Raw genomic sequence first — 23,013 nt, 5'->3', positions numbered from 1 at the left:
TTGACCTACTGTTTAGCAACCAAATCTGAGTGATTATTTGAAAGAGTAAATGCAATTCCGTCGCTATTGATTGTGACTGTGTTTGGTGAAATTGGCATACCAGGGCCAACACGCGCCGGGCCATTCACAGCAATCACATCGTTTTCGTTTAGTCCTGATGTAATCGCACGTAAACTGCCGTAACGCTCACCCACCGTTACTAGTTTGTATTCAAGAACATTGCCTTCACCCACAGTGAGTACAAAGCGATTCTTTAAATCAGTCCCAATTGCACGCTCAGGCACAATGACTTTTTCACTTACTTTATTGGCAGCAAGCTTAATACGTGCAAATGAGCCCGCACGTAATTGTTGTTCATCGTTTTCGAACACCGCACGTACACGAAGAGTGCCGGTAGTTTCATTAATTTGGTTATCAATGAAGTTGATTTTGCCATTGTAGTTAAAGCTGGTTTGACCCACTTTTTGCATCACAACCGCTTGTTCACTTTGCGCTGTCACATCAGTAAAAGACTGATTCCATGTACGCTCATCAATATCAAAATAAGCATACATTTGCTGGTTTGAAACAATGCTTGTTAACACGCTTTGACCAGCAAGCACGTTATTACCTTTGGTAATATTCGCACGCGATACAACGCCATCAATGGGTGAACGCACTTGAGTAAATTCTAAATCAAGCTCTGCGGCCGTAAGTTCAGCCTGTAGCGCTAGCAATTGCGCTTCGCGTTGTCTTAGCGTTGATTTACGAGACTCCGCTTGCTCCGTTGAAATTGCTTTACGCTCAGTTAAGCGCTCTGCACGTTTTGCTTCACTTTTAGCCTGCTCTAATGCGGCCTTGGCGCTCTCTATCTGCGCTTTTAAGCTATCTACTACTGCTGCAAAAGGGCGTGCATCAAGGGTGAAAAGCAAGTCACCTTCTTTAACACTGTCACCTTCTTTAAAGTTAATTTTATCGATCACACCTGAAACACGCGGCATAAGTGCAACCTCTTGCGGTGCCTCTAAACGCGTTGTGTAGGTGTGCCAATTTTGTACTGGCTTTACAAGTACTTGCGCTACATCGATAGGTTGTAATTGTTGCTGTTGCGCTGATTGGCTAGCTTCGCTACCACATCCTGCCAACGTTAAGCTCGCAATGGTCACAGCCACTGCAAGAATAGATTTGTTCATAACGACTCTCCTGTATTTAGATAGGAGACAATGTTACGCAACTAATTAGTGGATAAAAATGATAGATTTTTAAATTCATTAATGCCAGAATTGCACCAATAGAATTTAAGGAACTGCTATGGATACCACCAGCCGCTTATTAATGTTGCTTGAAGTAATTGAACGAGGCTCATTTGCCAAAGCCGCCGAATCTAGAAATATAGATCGCTCAGTTATTTCAAAACAAATTAGCCGCCTCGAAGATGAATTAGGTGTGCGTTTACTAAATCGTACTACACGTTCTTTTTCGTTGACTGCCGCTGGTGCTGAAATGGTAAAAAAAGCAGCTGAACTGAGAGATTTGTTATCAGATACCGTCAGACTTGCTGAAAATTACCACCAAGAACCCCGTGGTACGTTAAAAATTACCTCATCAAGTATTATTGGTAAACGCTATATTCAACCAGTCATTAACGACTTTCAAAAACGCTTTCCGCAAGTTGAGGTGGAACTTCGTTTAGACGACAGGCTGATTGATTTAGTATCAGAAGGCTATGATTTAGCGTTTCGTGTTGGCGAACCAAAAGACTCGTCATTTATTGCCCGTAAAATTGCCCGCAACCGTATGTTGCTGTTGGCATCACCGGAATTTATTGAAACTTACGGTATGCCAAAACAGGTTGAGGATTTAAAAGAACTACCTGCCGCTAGCTATTCAAGCCCAAGTAAACGCATCAGTGGAATTCGTTATCGTAATGCCGATGGCGATATTATTGAGCAAAATATTAAAAGCGTCTTTCGTGCGAACGATGCAGAAGTACTTTTAATGAAAGCTATTTCAGGCAATGCGTATGTTTTGGCGCCGGCATTTATTCTTGACGATGAAGTTAAGCGTGGCGATCTGGTGCCCATTTTAACCGATATGGAATTACTCGATTACAGCGCGGTGTATGCAGTTTACCCACACAGAGACTTACCAGTAAGAACGCGTTTATTCTTTGATGCTATGCGTGAATACATAGGCAAAGATATTCCTATTTGGGAGGCAAACATCCCTGATTTCGACACCATGTACAAAAGCTAAATTTATAAACGCTAACTCGCTTTATTATGCTCAATTGACTCTTGGCTCAACTCATAAGCTGTTACAACTTTATTTCGTCCTTGCTGCTTTGCTTGGTATAGCGCATCGTCAGCACGTTTAATAAAGTTTTTCAGGGTTTGATTTGGCATGTAGCAAGCAACACCAATACTAATGGTCAGATTAATTACTTGCTCATCAATATTGTGGATAGTGGTTGATAAGTGCTCGCGCAGCATATCTGCGAATTCATAAGCACTTCTTGGGTCACTACTGGGTAAGAAGATAGCAAACTCCTCACCGCCAATACGAAATACATAGCCTTTACTAATGCGTTGCCTAAAGAAACTGGTTACTTCAATCAAAATGCGATCGCCAACATCATGGCCATACTGATCATTAATATTCTTAAAATAATCAAGGTCGAGCATTAAGATAAACAAGCCATTTTTGTTTTTTAATTCAACTTCAAAATAATGGGTCATTGCCAAGCGGTTCCCCGCGCCAGTCAAAGGGTCGAGCAAGGCTAAGTTTTCAAGTCGCTGTCCATATTCAGCACGACTATTTTCAAAGGTGTGAGATACTGCCCAAATACAGATATAGGTAAATGAAAAATTGAGTAAAAAATTAACACTATTGAGAGGTTCAAGACTTGATTTACTAAATAAAATCAGTGCTTGTAATAGTGCAACCATCAAAGACAACACTTGCCCATATTGCTTACCAAGTAATAGATAGAACAATACAGGCAATGAACATGTCCAGATAAAAAGTAAACTCTTTATACTGCTTAAGTAAGTACCTAATGTAATGAGTAAACTTAAAAACAAACACAGAGTAAGTGATTGCCAGAGCTGAGCATTACGTTTTCGGGTATAGAAAAAGATATAAAAACAAAACGAAGCAAAAACGACTTCTAACGCACCTAGAACAACAAAGTCATTTATAAATAGATTAAAAACCGCGAACACGCCCGCTAAAACACCTAGACAAAAGCCCATCCATTTAAGAACGTTATTACGTAAAGCTTGAGTGCCTCTTAGCGCACCAATATCCATTCAGTTTCTCGTTATTATTCTAGTGACTAGATTTTAACTCCAAATTAAAAAATTAGGAACAAATTATTAAGCGAACCCTCATTAAATTACGTTTATTAACATAAAATCTTGAAAAACTGATACTTTCTAACTTTTATTTTAAAAACATAAGCTGCTAGCTGCCATCAATTTCATATCACGTGCAAATACACCTAGCCCATTAATCATCAATCAAGTCACTTACCTCTTCGATTAACTCATCAAACTCATCGCGAACGTTACGACGCTGTTTATCGGTTAATGTAGGTTTTAGTTCCACTAATAAATTAACGTAGTTATCGAGATTTTTATCATCGGCTGCAATTAACTCATCGCTCATAAAAGCCAAGCGATTATTAATGATGACTGCCAACTGGCTATCAAAGTCTGTTGGTTTTTGCTTTTGCATAAATAACGTTTTTAATGCATCTAAACGCTTTTGTTTGTACTGCATCCACATTAAAAATGTACCGACTCGAGAATTTGATGAGCTCTCTATGAGTGTTTTTTGCTGCGCAGTGAGTCTGCTACCGAACCACTCTTTATAATTTTCAAGGTTTTCTTCTAAACGTTCTTTTTTATGTTGCTCAGGTGATTTTTCTTCGTGCTCTTTGTACTCGTCGTTAATGTTTTCTTGCAGTGCAGCAACAAACTCTACGCGCTGCTTATAAGAAAGTGAATTCGCTAAAGCGATAAGTTCAGGCTCAATTTTATTAATCAATGTTTGCCAGTGCTGCTTCGCTTGTACAAAGTGTGCTTTAAGCTCGTTATGGTCAACTTGCTTATCTAACATGGTCTTTAAATTTTCAAGGTCGCGTTTATATAAGGGGAGTTGTGTTTCTCGATGCCAATCTCGGCTGGCCTTGACAATATGCTCAAATTTATCAGCCTGGTCACTGTTAAGGTCAACATAATCATCAATCCAAAACCCTGATAACCAACCTAAATTATTGTAAGTGAAGCTCGGAGAACACCCTGTTGCTGTAAACAATAAACTAAATACTATTAGATACTTTGATAGCTTTTTCATTGTAGTTTTTTCAAATCCTATTTCAAAACAAAGTAAACTTACCACTAAGAACAAAAATTCAGCAACCAAATTAAATGAAATTAATTATCATTTGAGTATTGACGAACGGTTAAACCTAAGTAATAATCGTTATCAACAACTTGGTTCGCTAGACTATTCTCACAGCAACATCATACTGTTAAAGGTTTTGATGCTGTTTTACCAAGTTAGTTCAAGATGTAACTCTTGATTGTCATCTGTTTCCTCGACCCAAACATAGACATAAAACGTTACACTTTACTTGCTACATTGCTCATATCGGTGACGGTAGATATGACACGAAAAAGCCCGCTAAGGGCTTTTTTTATTTCTTTAATTTTTCTGGAAAATCTGTATCTTAAGCCTACTTGTTAATTGCAAAGCTTGCCGCTGTCTATAAATTGGGCATTTGCAGCTGTTGGGGCTAAACTAAAAGTGATGTTTTGCTCTGAGGCTGTTTGGCAAGGCATTTTATCAATAGCTGAATGCTTTGTTATTGATACCTAACACACATTTGGAGGCAGACTATGATCAAGCCTAATTTTAAATCACTATTGCTCGCTAGCACGTTAATCTTGTCACCTTTAGCAAATGCCAGTCTTGAAGATGCCCAATTAGCGGCAAATGAAGGCCGTTTTGAAGAAGCGCTTCATGAATTTAATTACCTTGCAGACAGAGGTTATGCCCCTGCAATGTATGAGCTTGCTAAAATGTACGAAGGTGGCTTTGGTGTGCAACGAGACTATCGTAAAGCAGCAGAGTTGTACGAAAAAGCAGTAAAAAAAGTGCATGCTGATTCAATGTTCGCATTGGGTGTACTTTATCAAGAAGGTAAAGGTGTCAAACTTGATAAAGAAAAAGCCATTTCATTGTATGAAATGGCGTCACAAAAAAACCATCCAGCGGCACAGTTTAATTTGGGGGTTATGTATGCCAATGGCGAAGGGGTAATTCAAGATTACCGTACCGCGCTTAGTTGGTACCAAAAGGCGGCTGCAAATAACTTTACTCTTGCGCAATTCAACATGGCTTTAATGTATTACGAAGGGTTAGGAGTTCCTAAGAATCTCGAAAAATCATACATTTGGAATACCATTGCTGAATACAACGGCAACATGGATGCAAGTCATAGCCGTAAGCTTGATGAGCGAAGTATGATGCCTGCAGAAATTGAAGCTGCTAAAGAAAAAGCAGATGCCATTTATGCAAAAATACAGGCTGGTTTATACGCACCTGACGGGCGTCTATAAATAAACTTCGTACTTGCGCTTAAGGGCGCAAGTACAGCCATTTTAATAGTTTGATCAGCAACTTATTTTGTTTTAGCAATAAGCTAGTGCGAGGATTAAACTTACCGGATACCAAGGTATTTCGTGCATGGCTAAAGGTTTTAAAACCTTCAATGCCATGATAGTGCCCCATCCCTGACTCACCAATACCACCAAACGGTAGCTGATCTGCTGTTACCTGCATCAATACATCATTAATTGCTAATGTACCGCTTCTGATTGATGTGCTTAATTTACTGATTTTCTCTTTATCGTGCCCCAATATATACAAAGCAAGAGGTAATGAGTCACCATTAATCGTATCAATCACCTGCTGCAATGACTCATAACCGATAATGGGCAGTAAGGGGCCAAAGATCTCGTCTTGCATGACGCGCATATCATCATTCACTTGCGTTAAAATGTGCAAGCCCATACGGTGTTTTAGTTCATCAACTTGATGACCTTCTATCGGCTCAAATACTTGCGCGCCTTTGTCTTTTGCGTCAACTAAATAAGCAGCTAATCGCTGGTATTGACTCTCGGAGATAATTGAAGTTAGGTTTTTACCTTCAACACCTTGTTTAAAATGTTTTCGGTAAATATCACAAAGCTGCATTACCAACTGATGTTCAAGCCGCTTTGGAACAAATACGTAATCAGGAGCAACACAAATTTGCCCTGCATTGTTCAATTTACCAAATAAAATTGTTTTCGCTGCTTCTTTGATATTTGCATCATCAAGAACAATTACTGGTGATTTACCACCTAGCTCTAACGTCACTGGGGTAAGGTTTTTACTAGCACTTTGCATTACTTTACGGCCGACAGCGGTTGAACCAGTAAACAGCATATGAGCAAAAGGAAGTTGGCAAAATTTTGCAGCAAGTTCTGCTTCGCCTTCAATCACGATACAATGCTCTTTCAATTCATCAGCCAAAATCGTTTTTATAACTGCGTTAGTGTGAGGTGTATATTCGCTTAACTTTAGCATTACGCGATTGCCTGCGGCTAATGCGGTTATGGCAGGAACTAACGCAAGTTGAATTGGATAATTCCATGGGGCAATGATGCCTACAACCCCTTTCGGCTGATAACTGATATGTGCAGACGAAGGCCATAAACTAAGTCCAACACCACGAGATTCATTTTTTGCCCACTTTGGCAAACGCTTAATCACATCACTGATTGTTTTAACTGTTGGGAAAATATCGCCTAGTACAGTATCGAAGGCTGTACGGTATCCAAAATCTTTACTTGAAGCATTCACTAAAGCCTGCTCGTTCTCAATAAGCGCAACTTTGACGCGTTTTAGAAGCTTTATTCTAATATCTATTGGTAAGTAAGGTTCAGCTAAAAATGCATCGTTCAGCTGATAATATTGTTCTTGTAATTGTGAATCTAGATCGACCAAAACGAGTACTCATCAAAAAGGTTTAAACAACTATAACGATGAATAAAATCGAGAGCAAATAAAAACAGCGCCCATAAAGAGCGCTGTGAGTGGTTGGTAAGAGTTGAAACTATTGTTCTGTATTCATTAATTTTTACATTTAAAAAGCAAATACACTCGCTGCTACAGTCATTGTTACTAAGGTGATCATGGCAATAGCTATTAAGTTAAGTGCGAACCCAGAACGGATCATATCGCGCATTTGAATTTGCCCTGATCCAAACACAATCGCGTTTGGTGGTGTCGCGACTGGCATCATAAACGCACAGCTACATGCAATTGCAGCAGGAATGACCCATACAAGCGGTGTACCAAATACTGACTCAGCAACTGGGCCTAATAGTGGTAAGAAACCTGCAGCTGTGGCTGTGTTACTGGTTATTTCTGTTAAGAATGTAATAAGAGCCGTTACCGCTAAAACACTTAAAACTAACGGAATAGCACTTGCGCCCTCGATCATATGGGCAATATATTCAGCAAGGCCAGACGACTTGATTTGTGCAGCTAGTGTTAAACCGCCACCGAATAGTAGCAACACGCCCCATGGCACTTTAGCTGCACTTTCCCAATCAAGGATTCGCTCACCATCGCCTTTATTTGCTGGTAACACAAATAACATCAATGCTGCAGCAATCGCTATGCCCGTATCAGAAATTTTAAGGCCAGAGAAATCAGCAATCATAGGCCTAAAAATCCAGCATACTGCAGCTAAAGCAAATACAACAGCTACGCCTTTTTCAGCGCGCTGCATAGCTCCTAACTCTTGTAACTGTGACAAGAATAAAGATTTAGTGTCTTTGCTTGCACTTTTTGCACATTGTGTATCTACTTTATAGGCAAACTTAGTTAACCACACCCAGCATAAAATAAGCATAACTGTCGCAAGCGGTACACCTACTTTCATCCACTCAGCAAAGCCAATATCAATCTTGTAGCTATCTGATAGGTATGCAGCCATTAATGCGTTTGGTGGCGTACCGATTAAGGTTGCGATACCACCGATGCTAGCACCATAGGCAATTGATAATAACAATGCTTTACCAAATTGGTCATTATCTGGGTTAGACTGTTTAACCAACATAGTAATCGACATTGCAATCGGTAACATCATCACAGCAGTCGCTGTATTTGACATCCACATTGATAAAAATGCCGTTACTAACATCATGGCTAAAATTTGTAGGCTTGGCTTAGTACCTGCACGAAGCATGGTATTAAGTGCAATACGCTTGTGTAAACCCCAACGCTCCATCGCGATTGAGATCAAAAAGCCGCCTAAGAATAAAAAGATCAAAGGGTGTGCATAAGGTGACGCGACCCCTTTGATTGCTGCAATGCCAGCAAGAGGTGATATAACCAGTGGCAATAAAGACGTAGCAGGAATTGGCACAACTTCGCTTACCCACCAAGAAGCCATCCAAAATGCAAGGCCTGCAGTACGTAATGCAGATACACTCATACCCGCTGGTGGATCAATTAAGCAAGTTAATAACATCACTAATGGGCCTAGCAGTAACATCACTGTGCTCATTAATGGGCGTGGCTGTGAGCCATCTTTTGTTTGATTTACTAATGACATACCGACTCCTTAGAACTTGTATTTAAGGCCAAGTGCAACGCTGTTATCTGATTCAAGTTCTAAATCTAAATCAGTATAGAATAAGTAAGCAGTGGTTTGTTTATCGAACACATAGTCAACACCTGCTGTCCATTGTTTACCTTCTTCAGCATGGCGAATCTTTGAGTCGTCTTTAACGTATTGCAGTTTAGGTACCCATTTATCGATTGCATAGCTTGCACTAATTGCATAGCCATTGCCTTCTTTCGTACCATCGGTAGATTCGCTACGTTGGAATAAACCCGCTAACTGTAGGTTTTCAAGTTTCCATGCGGCAACCACACGACTTGCTGTTAACTTGTTCAGCGCATCAACATGGCTGATAGCGACATAGTAGTCTTTAGATTTTAATGCACGGTCACCATAAATAACCGTTGCCGCAAAACCATCTTCATCGTTGCTGCTGTCATCTTTTGGAGCATAAGTTAGTGCAAGTGATGCGCCACCGTATGTTTTTGAGCTGTAGGTAATGGTATCGCCGATACGGTCTTGACCAGGGATCAGCTGTGCAATATCAGCTTGGGTTTCGTTAAAGCCGTCAACTTTACCTTCAGAATATTTAAAACGCGTGTCGTTACGACCGACAACCACTTCACCAAAATCGCCTGCAAGGCCTAAGTAAGTATTACGAGCTGAAAATGGCTCACTGGTATCATCATGTTCAAAGCCTTTTACTTGTACTTCGTATTTGAATACTGCTTTAAGTGACTCTGTTAATTTGTGACTACCTTTAATACCAATGCGCGAAAAAGGTGCTTCGATTTGCGTACCTTCATCAACATAGCGCATAACGCCTGTATCTGTGTTTGCTATTTGAACTTCTGCTTTACCGTATACCGCGTAGTCTGCTGCCATTGCTGAGCCAGCTGTGCTCGCTAAAATCACAGCCGCTGCTACGCGTGTTTTTGTATGAGTGAATATTGTTGTCATTATGCGCCCCTTATTAGGTTCAAATTGTTGTTCCTAACTAGTAAGGCAAGTTGGTTGCCAACTTAGTTAATTTTAAAAAAGCTGTTAAATAACAGTCGATTAACTTTTTTGGCGTAAAAGAGGCTGGCTTTTATGGGTGGATATCCACACATTTATAAAAATATGCTGTCACTTGTTCCACCCATTGTGAAGAGTTTAATGTGAGAGGTTTGTTTAGTCTTTAAACATTTCGCGATTAATACCGTACTTGGTCATCTTGTCGTAAAGGGTTTTACGGGCAATTTGTAATGTGACCATGGTGTCTTTTATGCTGCCGTTGTTTCGCTCTAGCGCTTCTTCGATGAGTGACTGCTCATAAAAGCTAATCTTCTCAGCAAGACTTAGATCTTGAGCAAGTTCATTTTGATTATTTGTGTCGCTGTAAGAAGCAAACGCAAGATCAGAACCTAGCAATACCGCACGTTCAGCCTGATTTCTAAGCTCTCGCACATTTCCCGGCCAATCATACGCAAGGAGTCGTTGTTTAGCTTCACTACTCAATGGCGCAGGCGGCTTATGAAAACGTGTCGCCGCTATCGAGCTGAAGTGTTTAAAAAGCAGTGGAATATCAGCTTTTCTATCACGTAATGCCGGAATACTCACTTTTACTAAATTTAGGCGGTAATATAAATCGGCTCTAAACTCCCCTGCTTCGACTAGTGTCATTAAGTCTACTTTGGTAGCAGCAACTATACGTACATCTAAATCAATGGCGTGGTTGTCACCTACAGGGGTTACTTTGCGCTCTTCAAGCACCCTCAACAACTTTACTTGTAAACTCGCAGGCGTAGACTCTATTTCATCTAAAAAGACAGTGCCGCCTTTGGCAAATTCAAACTTACCTTGGCGAGATTGTGTCGCCCCTGTGTATGCACCACTGGCTGCACCAAAAAGCTCACTTTCAATAAGTTGCTCAGGTATTGCGCCGCAGTTTATAGCAACAAAATTAGCCGCTGAACGATTACTTTGATCGTGTAAATAGCGAGCAACTAACTCTTTCCCCGTGCCTGTTTCACCTTCTATTAGCACATCTGCTGGCGTATCGATTACCGCATTAAGTAAATGCATCATTTGTTGCATTTGTTCGGTTTCACCCAAAATACGCACACCGGGCGCAGACGTTTTTTCAACAGCAATTTTTAAGGCGCGGTTTTCCATTACTAACGCACGTTTTTCTGAAGCACGAGCAATACAATCTAATAACTGCTCAGTTAGCGGCTTTTCAAATAGATCATAAGCACCAAGCTGCATGGCTTTAACGGCCACAGATACATCAGCAAAGCCGGTAAGAAAAATAACCGGTAGCTCGCTATCAAAGGCTTTAACTTGCTCTAAAAATGCCAAGCCATCCATTTTTGGCATGTTTATGTCGCTTAGTACAATACCTTCGAAGCGACGACTTAATTTTGAAAGTGCCGCTGTAGGCTCACTAAAACACTGAACTTGATAACCTTCAATCTCAAGGAGCTGCTTCAATGAATCACGGATCACCGCTTCGTCATCGATAACGATTACCTGATCACAGGTCGCTGCAACTTCACTCATGATGTTTCCTTGTTAGTTTGTAAAGTTATAATAAATTGTGCTCCGCCCTTAGGGCGGTTATGGGCCGTTAGGCGGCCATTAAATGAGTCGATTATTTGCCTTGAAATAGACAAGCCCAGGCCTAAACCATTGCTGGTTTTAGTGCTATAAAATGGCTCAAAGATATTACCTAATGCATGTTGATCAATACCCGGGCCAGTATCGAGAATTGATAGCTTTACTCGGTCGTCAAACAGTTCAAGCTCAAAGCTCAGTTCGCGTTTGTCAGATTCACTCATTGCTTGGCTGGCATTAGTGATCACGTTAACCAAGACTTGCTCAAACTTAACGCTGTCGACCCATACTGTTATGTTTGCATCAATATCTGCGGCTTTAACTTCGATATCATCTTGCTTTAACTGTGCGCTTGCAATCATTAAGGCATTTTTTAACATACTCGCTAAGCTTTGCTGTCTCAGTTGAGTTTGTGCCGGTTTACTAAAATGCTTTAGCTGTGCAACAATTTTGTGTACACGCTCTATTAACGACTGCACCAAAACTAAATTTTCGCTGGCTTGCTCAATATTTCCTTTGATAAGTAACCTTTTTGCACTCACTAAGTAGGTATTCATGGCACTTAATGGCTGATTGATTTCATGGTTAATGCCTGCACTTAACTGACCAATAGTTGCAAGTTTAGCTGTTTGGATCAGCGCTTTTTGAGCCTTTTCGAGAGCCTGAGTACGCTCTATAACCTCTTGCTCAAGGCTGTGCCTAGAAAACAATAGCTTTTTATAACCAGCAAAACGTACCATTGCCGTATGAATAAGTACTACCGCAATAGCATAAAACACACTAAACCAAAGAAGCCTAGGGATTTGTGCAAGCTCGACATTCGTCACATCCACCAACACACTCGCTTTGGCGTTAATGATTTCAATGCTTTCAACAGCACTAATAAAGCGCGATTGCTTACCGTTTAATAAAACTTTTTGCAGTATGGTTTGTTCATTTAGAGGTTTATGGGTATAGGGCAGTAAAGTGGGTTTATGTGACAGATATCGGCGCGATTTAACTAATGCAGCCATTTGTTCATTATCAAGGGGCTTAAGTGACTTTAAACGCCAATCAGCTACATCAGACATAACAATAACGTTGTCTTCAAGAGCAATGTAGAAATGTGAAGTGTCTGATGCATTGAGTAGCTGGCGATCTTGTTCAAATTTTTTGGCATTAACTTTTAGTGCCACTACCGCAACCACCTCGCCTTGATAAAATAACGGCTCAGAAAAATAAAAGCCTCGCTCACTAGAGCGCATACCCAAAGCAAAATAAGCAACTTTTTCACCTTGTTTGGCTAAATAAAAATACGGCCGAAAAGCAAAATTACTTCCTAAGAAAGTATAGTCAACTTGCCAGTTACTACTTGCTAAAACAGTGCCTGACAAATCCATTACGTAAACATCTGAAGCCCCACTCGCTCGTTGAATATCTTCAAGATAATCATTGACCGCATCTCCACCAGCACCTTTTTCGACAATAAATGATTTTACCAAATCATTGGCACTTACTAAGCTAGGTATGGTTTTAAATCGTGCTAATTCACTTGCGATATAATGGCTTAGCTGAGTAGCTTGTGTTTGACTTTGATGCTGAGCTTGTTCGTAATCATGGCTTCTACCGAGATAAAAAACTAATATTAACAGCATTATTAGCAATACACCTGCTGCAATAAATTTTTTACTTAATGACGACATTCAAACCTTACGAACAGGACTACTAGAAATTGAATTGGTAGTGTAACGATAATTCCTCAGTTGTACCAGCGACTGCGCCATTGTCAATGCGAGGATCAAATGCGTTGTATTTTTTTCCTAACAAATTTTCTGCTTTTAGCATTAGTTGGCTGTTGTTGTTTAACTGCCATTTTAAACTGCCACCCAATAAGCTGTAAGCAGATTGTTTAAAGTGAGCACCTGTATCTGAGCTTACTTCAACTGTATCGCGCCACAATAAGTTTAAGCTCACCTGCCATGAACCAGATAAGTTATAACTACTGATTATGCTTGCAAAGCGCTTAAAGCTCGCATTGATTGGATCTTCAAAGTATTGCGTATAAGTGCCTGTAATCGAAAAATCTTTACTTGATTGCCAAGTGCTATCAAGCTCGATACCACTGTTTTGGGTGTTGAATGAGTTTGTAAAGGTAAACAATGCATCATCTGATAATGTTGGCTCAATATTTATAAAATCATTAAGTTCATTATAAAAAAGCACTGCATTAGCTTGTAACTCTGAGGTTTTATAATGCCAAACAAGTTCAGTTGTTTTTATCGACTCAGAGCGAAGCGATGGGTTACCTATTGTCACATCATCATTTGAAAACAGCTCATTGGTAACCGGTGTTCTAAACGATTCACCATATTGCAGCTTAACAGTATGCTCTGAATTTATTTTATAGACACCCGCAAGACGTGGAGAAAGTTTACTGTCGATGTCCTTCACATCGTCATAGCGTGCGCCAATAAATAAAGTAAGTGCATCTGAGTATGGTATTTTTAGCTGCCCATAAGCACTCAAGGTTTCGAATGTAAACTTAAGTGACGAAAACTCAGGAAAGTCCATCACAGACACGATCCCTTGCTGTTCAAAGGCAGGGTCGATAATTATTTGCTCTGAATCGAAATCATAATAAGACGTGCGAACTCCTGCTTCAGTTTGCTTAGCCTCTGAGTATTCAATTCCCGCAGCAAGCTGCCATTGGTTATCGAATTGATAACTTAGCTCAGTTTCGAATTTACTGTCAGTTGTTTGCCACGCAGGGCCAATGAGAAAGTCTGGAATATCGTCAAATGTAGCGATTAACCCTGCACTTGAAATATTATGCTTTGTGAATGAGTAACTAGAATCTAGCTTTAACTTATCGTTATTGATCCAGTTGTATTTAATTCCCACAAAGGTGTTATCACTATTATGTTGGTTTTGCTCAGAATATCCAGCGAGGTTTAAAAATTCATCAAGGGATGTTTCATTGTAACGGGCACGTAATTGCAGCTTTTTGTAATCAACACCTGCTTCTAGGTAAAGCGCCTCAAGAGGATCTTTTACTCCTTGCGGGTAGCTTTCGCCGTCTTTTTGTTCATAAGAGAAATTTGCAAAAATACGTGTATTGTCACTAAATATCCTGTTGAACTGACCTGTTGTGCCGTATCGGCCATTGTTACCAACTACAAATTGCAATGCATTTCGCTCTTTAGAGGTAACAATATTCATAACACCTAAAAATGCATTACTACCATAAAGTGCTGACCCAGGGCCGCGAATAAACTCTATTTTTTCGATAACTTCCACAGGTATGTAAGGCAAATAAACAGAAGCCTTACCAAATGATGATTCATTTATTCGCTCACCATTTATCATCACCAAAACATTACCGCTATCTAGATAAACGCCCCGAGCATGATCTTTAGGCACCGCCCCTACCCAATCACCTCGAGTTGATTGCATACCAGGCACAAAATTCATCACTTCGTAGGCGTTATCAACCCCTAATGCTTGAATTTGCTTACGACTAAAAACACTTATTGTAGAAGGGACTGATGACAAAGTTTCGTTGGTTTTACTTGCTATATCGACTTGAACATTAAGTAAGTCTTCAAAACTTAAAGAGAATAAGTCTTGCTCTTCAGCCGCGTTTGCAACCACTGGCGAGGTTGAGGCAACTGCAATAGTAAAAAGTGCTGAACATCTGAAAAGATCCACGGTAAGCGATACCTGTACTTATAGCCCGTGTTGCAAAAGCAACACCATGTTTACACTATTAATACAAAAGATTGGTAAGCTTGCAATGTTTTTATAATTTTAGTTTATAAAGTTTTCTTAAATAGCGACAAAAAAACCCATTTTCAACTGTAAATGGGTTTCTAAAAACGTCTGTTTTAATGAGCCAAGCTTAATTAAGCTGTTTCAACATTTCCAGTACGCTTTGCTTTGATGTACTTATATAATCCAATAAGTGACGCCGCTATCCAGAAAATCTCAATAACAAAACTAGCAAGGTTAAAGTTATAACAAAGACTGATCAGTAACAGAATTGCGCCCGTTAAGTTCATCATGTTATACACAAGGCCGGTTGGCGATGCTTTATTCAGTTGTAGTAAAAAGAAAGCACCAACCACTAAGAATGTGCCTGTCATGCCAATAATATCAAATAAAAGTGCTATCACGTGCGTGAGTCCATTTTGTTCATATGTTTATACCCATACAACTGGCCCAATCCATGGGGAGGGTTGTTTTCATTCATTGAAACAGCAAACCGGTCAATAGTATCAGAGCATGAGTAAGAAACGAGGATAAATGTCCGTATTTTAATTCTATTTATGTGTCACCTTACCACCGATTATTTTTAAAGCTGGAGTACCACGGATCATGGTCTGGCGGGCAAATGGGCGTTGGCAGTCAGGGCAAATACCGGTGTCATTGGTAAAATCTTGGCTAATCCGTTCAACAAAGCATTTAACCAACGCGCCTTTTCCACCTTTACGGTATTTAAATAACTGCGTTTTACATTGTGAACAAAAAATATCGACCGTTTTAGTTGGCCCTTTTTTATTTGGTTTTGCCATTAATCCATTTATTATTTCAAAAAGTGCATGCTATCACGCTATGACCAGAGACCCAAAACCAAGCCAATTAATGAAAATTGTAAAATAGCATAACCTGAATTTACCAAAAACAGTTTTAACGGCCGCTGTTCGAATATGTAGCCTATGCCTATAGCAAGGCTTACCCAACATAAACCAATTATAAAACCTGTACCAACAGCCACCCCAACAGCAACATTGGGCCCAACAAATAATGAAAAGCTAAATGAGATCAAACAGCATAATATTAAACTGCTACCAAAAACTTTAAATGGATTAATTTGTTGCAAATCTAACTCTGTTAGACCACAGCTCTCCATCCAAATACGCTTAAATAACCACGGTGAATACCAGACAATTCCCAATAAGAATGAAGCAAGACCTGCAAAAAAAATTGCGAAAAAGTTAAGTTGATAAAAATGCATACACCAGACTCATACAACGATTAGGTTTAACATGACTTTAGTTAAGGATCAGCGATGCAGCAAATTTAAAACACGTAATTTTGTACCTATTTAGAATTCAATCCTGTACTGATTTACGCCTTCTAATTATTTTACTTACGTTAATAATCACTTTACTGCTTAACTGGTTTTTTCTGTAATTTACGCTGCAATGTTCTTCTGTGCATATTCAGTTGGCGCGCAGTTTCGGAAATATTACCATCGTTACTGTGCAAAACATGTTGGATATGCTCCCACTCAAGGCGCTCTGGCGACATAATTTTGTTTGGCTTTGATTCTTCAAGTGATAGGTTTACCTCGGCGTCTCCCAAGATTGTTTTTAAAAGTGAATTAAAATCGACAGGTTTTGGTAAATAGTCGTCAGCACCTAATCGTATGGCTTCGACTGCACTGGCAATACTGGCAAACCCAGTGAGTAACACAATACGAGCTGAAGGAAATTGTTCTCTTAAGGGTTTAATTAGCGCAAGGCCGTTATCATCCCCGAGTTTTAAATCCACCAGAAAATGGCTCGCCTCAAAAGTGGTTATATGCTGTAAAGCTTGCTCAGCGTTATGAGCAAGTGAACATGTGAAGCCTTGTTTTGTAAAACGCCTTGCCAGTGTGCTGGCAAGATTTTCATCGTCTTCAATAATTAAAAGTTTCATACAATTTTTAAACTAACCATCGCAATTGCACCTTGCTGTGGGTGATTGCTTAGTGTTAATGAGCCATTTAAGCGCTCTAAAGTCACATTCGAAAGCATAACTGCCATCCCCATACCATTGTTACTTGGCATGAGTTGGCCACCTAATGATGCCATTTGTTGTTCGCTAAAACCTTGACCGAAATCACGTAACGACAATGAAACTGTTTGCTGATCTATGTGCCACTTAGCTTCTACGCAGTATTGGTGATTATGGCTATTCGCCGATACGGCGTTTTGCAGCAAGTTTAAAATAGCCGGTAACAGCATGGCATCACTTAAAATCGAACAATCAGGGGCGTTATTTAGCCACTGTAAGTTTTGCTCTGGAAAATGCAGTGTCATCGCATCTTGAATGGTGCTTTGTAGTGTTTCAGCGCTGATCACTTGCCGTGTTTGACCGGTCCTTAAGGCATTTGAAAGCGACCTAAAATGAGCAAGCTGTTCTTTACACTGGGCTAATGGCTTAGCCATTTCTTGTACAATGGGGTCATCAGCTTGTTGTTCTTTCAGTTCTTCAAATAACAGCTGTAAGTTTGCGATAGGCGTTGCAAGTTGGTGCGTTACTTGTGCAGCAGCGCCATCAAGCGTTAATAATTGCTCATGCCTTAATTGTTGCTCACGAGTTCGTGCAATGGTGGCTTCTCTTGCTCTCAATGTACTGTTTAATGTACCAATAACAAAAGCAATAACAATGGCGCTAATAACAAAGTTAATCCACATACCAATAAAATGATGCGTCATCTGCATTTGGTGCATGGTGTGCTCAGGCATATTTATTAGTAAAAAGCTATAAGCGGCGATTGCCAGCACTGCGGTATAAGCAAGCCCTTTCGCATTAACAGAGACCGCAGCGATCATTATCGGTAACAGTAATAACGACACAAATGCATTGGTAGCCCCGCCACTTAATGACAGCAAAATCGTTAAAAACAGTAAATCGGCTGTCAGCTGCATCAGTACAGCGGCTGGTCTGGCTTTGGTTACTTTTCTATAAGCGAATATACTTAACAGCTGAAAGATTGCTTCAACACAAATAACAGCAAGTAAAGGCAGTAAGGGGATTTGGTATTCAAATAGAAAGTACACCGCAATAACAGCGACAAATTGTACGGCGATTGCGGCGCTTCTTAAAATTAGTAGGCGACTAATCGCCGGATCGGTTTGCATAACGGACTCTTTAAAACTTAATCATCGTCCATTGAAATTGTAAAAACAGCACAAGGCGTTCCTTGATGAAACACCATTTGCCATTGTTTACCATTAAAACGCCACAGTGACATACGAATGGAGTAATTAAACTCTGACCGCGCAGAACGTCTAAAGGCTGCTTGATAGCTCAGCTGTGCAATATCATCACTGAGCATTCGACCTTTAAAGTGTTGATTATAAAACTGCGGTACTACCTCAGTTGGCAGACGGGTTAACACTTGGAACTTATTAAAAGACGTACCATCAGCAGCTATTTCAATAAAATCATCATCAAGTAATGCATCAAGCGCTTCAGCAGATTGCCGAACTTCTGGCTCAAGTAGCTGCCGCTCAGCATCAATTAAATGATTAAATAACGTCTCTTTAATTTTACCGCCCATAGTAACCCTTACTGTTTGAGCACTTTACCGCCCTTCATAACAAACTGAACCTGACTAAGTTCATTAATGTTATCAAGCACATTCATATTAACGCTGATAATATCTGCTTGTTTACCAACACTCAAGTCACCGAGGTTATCACTTTGACCTAATAGTTTAGCAGCTTCAACGGTGGCTGATTTAATTGCTTGTTTTGGTGTCATGCCATATTTAACTAATAACTCGAACTCTTTAGCATTATCACCATGCTTAGATACGCCTGAATCTGTACCAAAGGCTATTTTAACCTTGTTTTTTAATGCTAATTTAAACGACTCTTCCATTTTTGGCGCCACAAATTCAACCTTCTCAGCAATAGCTTTTGGCATATTAGGGTTATTTAGCACTTCTTCTTTTACTGTCGCGCCAGCGAGTAAGGTTGGAACTAAATACGCGTCTTGCTTTTTAAATAATTTAACTGTGTCTTTATCTAAAAAAGAGCCATGTTCGATTGAATCAACACCCGCTCTGAGAGCTGCTTTTATACCTTCTGTGCCATGAGCATGAGCGGTGACTTTTCGGCCTAAATGATGAGCAGTGTTAACAATGGCACTGAGCTCTTCATCAGTAAATTGCTGATTAACCCCGGCCGCTGTATTACTTAAAACACCCCCTGTTGCCGTAATTTTGATCACATCGGCACCACTTTTAATTACATCGCGTACCGCACGAGTACAATCGTCAGCACCATCACACACACCTAAGCCCCCACCCTCTGTCGCTTTGGTAATATCACGGCGATAGCCATGCATGTCAGCGTGGCCGCCGGTCGGTGTGATCATATCACCTGCTGCAAAAATGCGCGGGCCAACAATGTCGCCACGCTCAACCGCTCGTTTTAATGGGAAGATAACTTGATAGCTGCTACCTAGGTCGCGCACAGAGGTAAAACCCGCATTAACCGTGCGTTTTAAGTATTTTAAAGAACGTAGTGCATAATCTGCTTCGTATTCAGTGACCCATTGATGTGGGTTACGCGTTGCATCTCGCTCAAAGGTAACATGAACGTGCATATCAATTAGACCCGGCAAGACCATCTGATTTTTTAAATCAAAAACATCTGCATCACTGAGGCCTAACTGCTGTGTTGTTAAGTAGCCTGCTTTTATTGCAGCAATTTTATTACCTTCAATAACCAGCGTTTGCTGCTCTTTAACACTCTGTTCAGTGCCAACAAGTACCTTTCCTGCATGAATAAGGGTGGTTTGTGCATTAACCACAAACGTAGATAACAAAGATAGTACCGATAATGTGCTTATTTTTAGATTTATTTTTTTCATAATCGCCTCTTTTTTATACTAGGTTTAACTTAAATACTGAGTAAATGCCATTATTTACGACATAGCGCGGCAATGAACTAGTGTTAACAAGTGAATTTTGATATAACTTCGGGAAAATTTAACAAGTCTGACCACATAAAGAGAACACATTATGTCTTATGCCCAAATTACTGGCTGGGGTAAATGTATACCACCAGCAAGCATCAGCAATGATGAAATTAGCAATATTGTTGATACCAATGACGAATGGATCACAACACGTACAGGCATCAAATCTCGCCGTGTCAGCCATGTTTCTACTGCCGATTTAGCGACCGTTGCCGCAAAGCAAGCGCTTGCTTGTGCTGGTGTTGATGGTAAAGACATTGATCTTGTACTTCTTGCGACTTGTACACCATCAACCATGGTGGCAAATACGGCCTCTTTAGTGCAAAAAAACATTGGCGCGATTGGCGCTGCAGCAATGGACACAAACGCTGCATGTTCAGGCTTTTTATATGCATTACAAGCAGCAACGGCACAAATTCGTGCAGGTATGATCAAAAAAGCAGTCGTTATTGCCGCTGAACGTATGACGTGGTACATCAACTGGGCTCGTCGCGACAGTGCTGTATTATTCGGTGATGGTGCTGGTGCCGTGGTATTAGAAGCCTCAGACACACCATCAGGTTTACTTGCCACTAAAACAGGTTGCGACAGTGAAGATCGCGACATTCTGCATATCGAAAACTTCGGTAGCGATTTAAATAAGTACGAGCCAATTGGCCCTTCTAACTTATTATTCGAAGGTCGCGAAATCTTCAAACGTGCTGTTAAAGGGATGAGCGAAGCTTGTGACGACGTGCTGAACCAGGCGCAGTTAGAGCTTGATGACATTGACGTATTAGTTCCTCACCAAGCCAATTTACGTATTATCCAAGCTATTCAGCAACGTTTGAAAGTAGCTGACGAAAAAGTAATGGTGAACATTGCCGATTACGGTAATACGTCTGCTGCAACAATTGCGATTGCCATTTGTGAAGCGGTTGAGCAAGGGCTTATCAAACCTAACTCAAACATTATGTCAGCAGCCTTTGGTGCTGGTTTAACTTGGGCGGCGAGTTACATTAAATGGGGCGAGCGTGTAACACCTATCGCGGTTTCTGATGCAACTCTACCTGAGTGTGATAAAACAGGTCTTGAACTGGTTGCACCGGCTGTTGCAGCATGTAAAGCGGCACAGTAATACTCCTATCATTTATAAAGAAGCGCGGCTGAGTCCGCGTTTTTTTATGGGCATAAAAGGATTAATTAATGGAACTATTAGGCATACATCATACTGCAATCATCTGTAGCAACTATGAAAAATCAAAGCATTTTTATAATGAAATATTAAAGCTACCAATCATTCACGAACAATACCGCGCTGAACGTGACTCGTATAAATTAGATTTAGCACTTCCTGATGGCAGCCAAATAGAGCTTTTTTCGTTTCCTGGAGCGCCACCGAGACCAAGCTATCCAGAAGCACAAGGGCTACGCCATTTGGCGTTTAAAGTCGCCGATATTGCAAAATCTAAGCATTATTTAGAACAACAAGGCATTTCGGTTGAAGAAATAAGAGTGGATGAAATCACCGGGAAGCAATTTACGTTTTTTGCCGATCCCGATGATTTACCGTTAGAGCTTTACCAGCTTTAACTTATTGGAAGCGATCTTGTAGGTAGTTGAACACAGCACGAATACCCAGTGCCTCACCGCCTGCAGGACGACCCGGTAATGCACGTAAGTTCCAGGCCATCACATCAAAGTGAACCCATGGCGTACTTGGTTCAATAAACTCTTTTAAGTAAAGTGCCGCGGTGATCGCACCACCAAATGGAGTGGAAGCACAATTAGCAATATCTGCTACGTCACTTTTTAATAATGCTTTGTATTGATCAAATAACGGCAGTTGCCATACAGGATCATGACAGCTTTCACCTGCATCCATCAGTTTATTAGCCACTTCACGGTTATTTGCGAAAAAGCCAGGTAATTCTGTACCTAGGGCTACACGACAAGCACCAGTTAAGGTTGCAAAGTCAACGATAAGATCGGGGTTATCATTTTGCGCTTCAGCAAGTGCATCACACAGCACTAAACGGCCCTCAGCGTCCGTGTTATCAATTTCTACTGTGATCCCTTTGCGAGTTTTTATCACATCACCCGGTCTAAATGCATTTCGAGAAACCGCATTTTCAACCGCAGGTACCAGAACACGTAAGCGAATTGGTAAGTTGGCAGCCATAATTAACTGCGCAAGGCCAATAACATGTGCCGCACCGCCCATGTCTTTTTTCATGTTGCGCATCCCTGAGCTTGGTTTCAAATCTAAACCGCCAGAATCAAAACACACGCCTTTACCGACTAAGGTAATTTGCGATGCATCTTTTGCGCCCCAACGTAGATCAAGTAAGCGAGGTTTATTCTCAGACGCACGACCAACCATATGAATCGTTGGGTAGTTTTGCTCTAATAATTCATCACCCACCCACTCGCTAAACTCACCATCAAAGGTATCAGCTAAATCAGCCATTACTTGTGATAAATGCTGCGGCATCATATCCGCAGCAGGCGTATTCACTAAATCACGCACTAAATTAATAGCACTTGCATGCTGAGATAAACGATTTACTAACGATTCGTCTTTAATGGCAAGGGTAGCGCGTGGCGAAGGTTTTTCTTTATATTCACTAAACTCGTAACCGCCTAACACAAAACCCAGCGCTACTTGTTCTACAAATTTGTCATCACCTTGTATTTGGTAACAACCTGCTGGCAGTTTTGTTGACAAGTCACCTGCTAACCAAAAGTCTTGTAAATCATTTACCAGACAATAAACATGCTCAAGTGAGCCGGTTTCATTATTAGCAACTAAGGCCATGCCTTTGTTTTTAAAATCACAATTTGTTAGCCAATTTTGTAAGGCTTGCGGCTGCTCGGTTAACCACGTTGATAGGTCAGCTTTAGCAATAAATGACAGGGGAATTCCCGAAGAAGAATGGCGAATTAATGAACTCATTAAACGACTCGATATAAAGAAAAGGTATTTAAGCATACCAATATCTTGATACAAAAGGTATAGGCAAAATCAGATAAAA

21 protein-coding genes are annotated in these 23,013 nt (G+C 40.5%); 4 read left to right on the top strand and 17 right to left on the bottom strand.

The features are described 5' to 3' along the window. Positions 1-5: 5 nt before the first annotated feature. Positions 6-1,172 (bottom strand): efflux RND transporter periplasmic adaptor subunit, encoded by a 1,167-nt coding sequence (locus AOG27_RS06180; protein ID WP_054552137.1) that lies wholly within the window; start codon positions 1,170-1,172, stop codon positions 6-8. Between the two features lie 118 nt (positions 1,173-1,290). Here AOG27_RS06180 and AOG27_RS06175 point away from each other — a divergent pair, with 118 nt between their 5' ends. Further along, a complete protein-coding gene (locus AOG27_RS06175; protein ID WP_054552136.1) occupies positions 1,291-2,235 on the top strand; it encodes a LysR family transcriptional regulator in 945 nt (314 codons plus the stop codon). Between the two features lie 11 nt (positions 2,236-2,246). Here the strand turns inward: AOG27_RS06175 and AOG27_RS06170 are convergent, their stop codons facing one another. Both AOG27_RS06170 and AOG27_RS06165 read right to left on the bottom strand, forming a co-directional pair. Continuing rightward, positions 2,247-3,290 carry a GGDEF domain-containing protein gene (locus tag AOG27_RS06170; protein ID WP_054552135.1) on the bottom strand — a complete coding sequence of 348 codons (1,044 nt, stop codon included), beginning with the start codon at positions 3,288-3,290 and terminating at the stop codon, positions 2,247-2,249. Between the two features lie 199 nt (positions 3,291-3,489). Continuing rightward, a complete protein-coding gene (locus AOG27_RS06165; protein WP_054552134.1) occupies positions 3,490-4,338 on the bottom strand; it encodes a DUF6279 family lipoprotein in 849 nt (282 codons plus the stop codon). Between the two features lie 545 nt (positions 4,339-4,883). Here AOG27_RS06165 and AOG27_RS06160 point away from each other — a divergent pair. After that, on the top strand, positions 4,884-5,606 hold the full coding sequence (locus tag AOG27_RS06160; protein WP_054552133.1) for a tetratricopeptide repeat protein: 723 nt from the start codon (positions 4,884-4,886) through the stop codon (positions 5,604-5,606). Between the two features lie 19 nt (positions 5,607-5,625). On the opposite strand, the gene AOG27_RS06155 is transcribed toward AOG27_RS06160, so the two are convergent. The 13 genes from AOG27_RS06155 to AOG27_RS06095 form a co-directional block, all read right to left on the bottom strand. Then, positions 5,626-7,038 carry a coniferyl aldehyde dehydrogenase gene (locus AOG27_RS06155; RefSeq protein ID WP_054552132.1) on the bottom strand — a complete coding sequence of 471 codons (1,413 nt, stop codon included), beginning with the start codon at positions 7,036-7,038 and terminating at the stop codon, positions 5,626-5,628. A 139-nt stretch (positions 7,039-7,177) separates the two neighbouring features. After that, positions 7,178-8,608: an SLC13 family permease gene (locus tag AOG27_RS06150; protein WP_054552237.1), complete on the bottom strand. Its 1,431-nt coding sequence runs from the start codon at positions 8,606-8,608 to the stop codon at positions 7,178-7,180. 57 nt (positions 8,609-8,665) lie between these two features. Then, on the bottom strand, positions 8,666-9,625 hold the full coding sequence (locus tag AOG27_RS06145) for a porin (RefSeq protein WP_054552131.1): 960 nt from the start codon (positions 9,623-9,625) through the stop codon (positions 8,666-8,668). Positions 9,626-9,838: 213 nt separating this feature from the next. Continuing rightward, complete coding sequence (locus AOG27_RS06140) at positions 9,839-11,209, bottom strand: sigma-54-dependent transcriptional regulator (protein WP_054552130.1); 1,371 nt, start codon at positions 11,207-11,209, stop codon at positions 9,839-9,841. Then, positions 11,206-12,945, bottom strand: a complete 1,740-nt coding sequence (locus tag AOG27_RS06135) for a sensor histidine kinase (protein ID WP_054552129.1) — start codon at positions 12,943-12,945, stop codon at positions 11,206-11,208. The genes AOG27_RS06140 and AOG27_RS06135 overlap by 4 nt, the downstream gene beginning before the upstream one ends. Positions 12,946-12,967: 22 nt before the next feature. Beyond that, the gene (locus AOG27_RS06130) at positions 12,968-14,950 is read right to left on the bottom strand and encodes a TonB-dependent receptor plug domain-containing protein (protein ID WP_054552128.1); all 1,983 of its coding nucleotides are present in this window, start codon (positions 14,948-14,950) and stop codon (positions 12,968-12,970) included. A gap of 194 nt (positions 14,951-15,144) precedes the next feature. Then, positions 15,145-15,414, bottom strand: a complete 270-nt coding sequence (locus AOG27_RS06125; RefSeq protein WP_054552127.1) for a CBU_0592 family membrane protein — start codon at positions 15,412-15,414, stop codon at positions 15,145-15,147. A 147-nt stretch (positions 15,415-15,561) separates the two neighbouring features. Further along, positions 15,562-15,813: a hypothetical protein gene (locus AOG27_RS06120; RefSeq protein ID WP_054552126.1), complete on the bottom strand. Its 252-nt coding sequence runs from the start codon at positions 15,811-15,813 to the stop codon at positions 15,562-15,564. Between the two features lie 38 nt (positions 15,814-15,851). Continuing rightward, positions 15,852-16,256, bottom strand: a complete 405-nt coding sequence (locus AOG27_RS06115) for a DUF1761 domain-containing protein (protein ID WP_054552125.1) — start codon at positions 16,254-16,256, stop codon at positions 15,852-15,854. 152 nt (positions 16,257-16,408) lie between these two features. Beyond that, the gene (locus tag AOG27_RS06110) at positions 16,409-16,942 is read right to left on the bottom strand and encodes a response regulator transcription factor (protein ID WP_054552124.1); all 534 of its coding nucleotides are present in this window, start codon (positions 16,940-16,942) and stop codon (positions 16,409-16,411) included. Continuing rightward, on the bottom strand, positions 16,939-18,150 hold the full coding sequence (locus tag AOG27_RS06105) for a sensor histidine kinase (RefSeq protein WP_054552123.1): 1,212 nt from the start codon (positions 18,148-18,150) through the stop codon (positions 16,939-16,941). Before AOG27_RS06105 ends, AOG27_RS06110 begins: the two co-directional genes overlap by 4 nt. Before the next feature lie 17 nt (positions 18,151-18,167). Beyond that, entirely contained in the window at positions 18,168-18,572 is a 405-nt protein-coding gene (locus tag AOG27_RS06100) for a DUF4440 domain-containing protein (protein WP_054552122.1), read from the bottom strand. 8 nt (positions 18,573-18,580) lie between these two features. Then, positions 18,581-19,882 carry an amidohydrolase family protein gene (locus AOG27_RS06095; protein ID WP_327077882.1) on the bottom strand — a complete coding sequence of 434 codons (1,302 nt, stop codon included), beginning with the start codon at positions 19,880-19,882 and terminating at the stop codon, positions 18,581-18,583. A gap of 160 nt (positions 19,883-20,042) precedes the next feature. On the opposite strand from AOG27_RS06095, the gene AOG27_RS06090 reads away from it, so the two are divergent. Continuing rightward, entirely contained in the window at positions 20,043-21,116 is a 1,074-nt protein-coding gene (locus AOG27_RS06090) for a ketoacyl-ACP synthase III (protein WP_054552120.1), read from the top strand. Between the two features lie 68 nt (positions 21,117-21,184). Beyond that, entirely contained in the window at positions 21,185-21,571 is a 387-nt protein-coding gene (locus AOG27_RS06085) for a VOC family protein (protein ID WP_054552119.1), read from the top strand. A 1-nt stretch (position 21,572) separates the two neighbouring features. Here the strand turns inward: AOG27_RS06085 and AOG27_RS06080 are convergent, their stop codons facing one another. Beyond that, entirely contained in the window at positions 21,573-22,934 is a 1,362-nt protein-coding gene (locus AOG27_RS06080) for a leucyl aminopeptidase family protein (protein WP_054552236.1), read from the bottom strand. Positions 22,935-23,013: the final 79 nt, after the last annotated feature.

This window comes from Pseudoalteromonas lipolytica (genome assembly GCF_001306915.1).
In the GTDB taxonomy this organism is placed as follows: Bacteria; Pseudomonadota; Gammaproteobacteria; order Enterobacterales; family Alteromonadaceae; genus Pseudoalteromonas; species Pseudoalteromonas simplex.
The sequence above is the reverse complement of the archived record's forward strand: the minus strand, read 5'-3'. Positions and strand labels throughout refer to the sequence as shown.

What these genes read in the sequence shown, in the direction of transcription:
- AOG27_RS06150 (WP_054552237.1), bottom strand. Translation starts at nt 8,608, where the DNA reads ATGAGCACAGTGATGTTACTGCTAGGCCCATTAGTGATGTTATTAACT.
- AOG27_RS06135 (WP_054552129.1), bottom strand. Translation starts at nt 12,945, where the DNA reads ATGTCGTCATTAAGTAAAAAATTTATTGCAGCAGGTGTATTGCTAATA.
- AOG27_RS06080 (WP_054552236.1), bottom strand. Translation starts at nt 22,934, where the DNA reads ATGAGTTCATTAATTCGCCATTCTTCTTCGGGAATTCCCCTGTCATTT.
- AOG27_RS06160 (WP_054552133.1), top strand. Translation starts at nt 4,884, where the DNA reads ATGATCAAGCCTAATTTTAAATCACTATTGCTCGCTAGCACGTTAATC.
- AOG27_RS06120 (WP_054552126.1), bottom strand. Translation starts at nt 15,813, where the DNA reads ATGGCAAAACCAAATAAAAAAGGGCCAACTAAAACGGTCGATATTTTT.
- AOG27_RS06115 (WP_054552125.1), bottom strand. Translation starts at nt 16,256, where the DNA reads ATGCATTTTTATCAACTTAACTTTTTCGCAATTTTTTTTGCAGGTCTT.
- AOG27_RS06180 (WP_054552137.1), bottom strand. Translation starts at nt 1,172, where the DNA reads ATGAACAAATCTATTCTTGCAGTGGCTGTGACCATTGCGAGCTTAACG.
- AOG27_RS06165 (WP_054552134.1), bottom strand. Translation starts at nt 4,338, where the DNA reads ATGAAAAAGCTATCAAAGTATCTAATAGTATTTAGTTTATTGTTTACA.
- AOG27_RS06175 (WP_054552136.1), top strand. Translation starts at nt 1,291, where the DNA reads ATGGATACCACCAGCCGCTTATTAATGTTGCTTGAAGTAATTGAACGA.
- AOG27_RS06090 (WP_054552120.1), top strand. Translation starts at nt 20,043, where the DNA reads ATGTCTTATGCCCAAATTACTGGCTGGGGTAAATGTATACCACCAGCA.
- AOG27_RS06170 (WP_054552135.1), bottom strand. Translation starts at nt 3,290, where the DNA reads ATGGATATTGGTGCGCTAAGAGGCACTCAAGCTTTACGTAATAACGTT.
- AOG27_RS06140 (WP_054552130.1), bottom strand. Translation starts at nt 11,209, where the DNA reads ATGAGTGAAGTTGCAGCGACCTGTGATCAGGTAATCGTTATCGATGAC.
- AOG27_RS06100 (WP_054552122.1), bottom strand. Translation starts at nt 18,572, where the DNA reads ATGGGCGGTAAAATTAAAGAGACGTTATTTAATCATTTAATTGATGCT.
- AOG27_RS06085 (WP_054552119.1), top strand. Translation starts at nt 21,185, where the DNA reads ATGGAACTATTAGGCATACATCATACTGCAATCATCTGTAGCAACTAT.
- AOG27_RS06105 (WP_054552123.1), bottom strand. Translation starts at nt 18,150, where the DNA reads ATGCAAACCGATCCGGCGATTAGTCGCCTACTAATTTTAAGAAGCGCC.
- AOG27_RS06145 (WP_054552131.1), bottom strand. Translation starts at nt 9,625, where the DNA reads ATGACAACAATATTCACTCATACAAAAACACGCGTAGCAGCGGCTGTG.
- AOG27_RS06110 (WP_054552124.1), bottom strand. Translation starts at nt 16,942, where the DNA reads ATGAAACTTTTAATTATTGAAGACGATGAAAATCTTGCCAGCACACTG.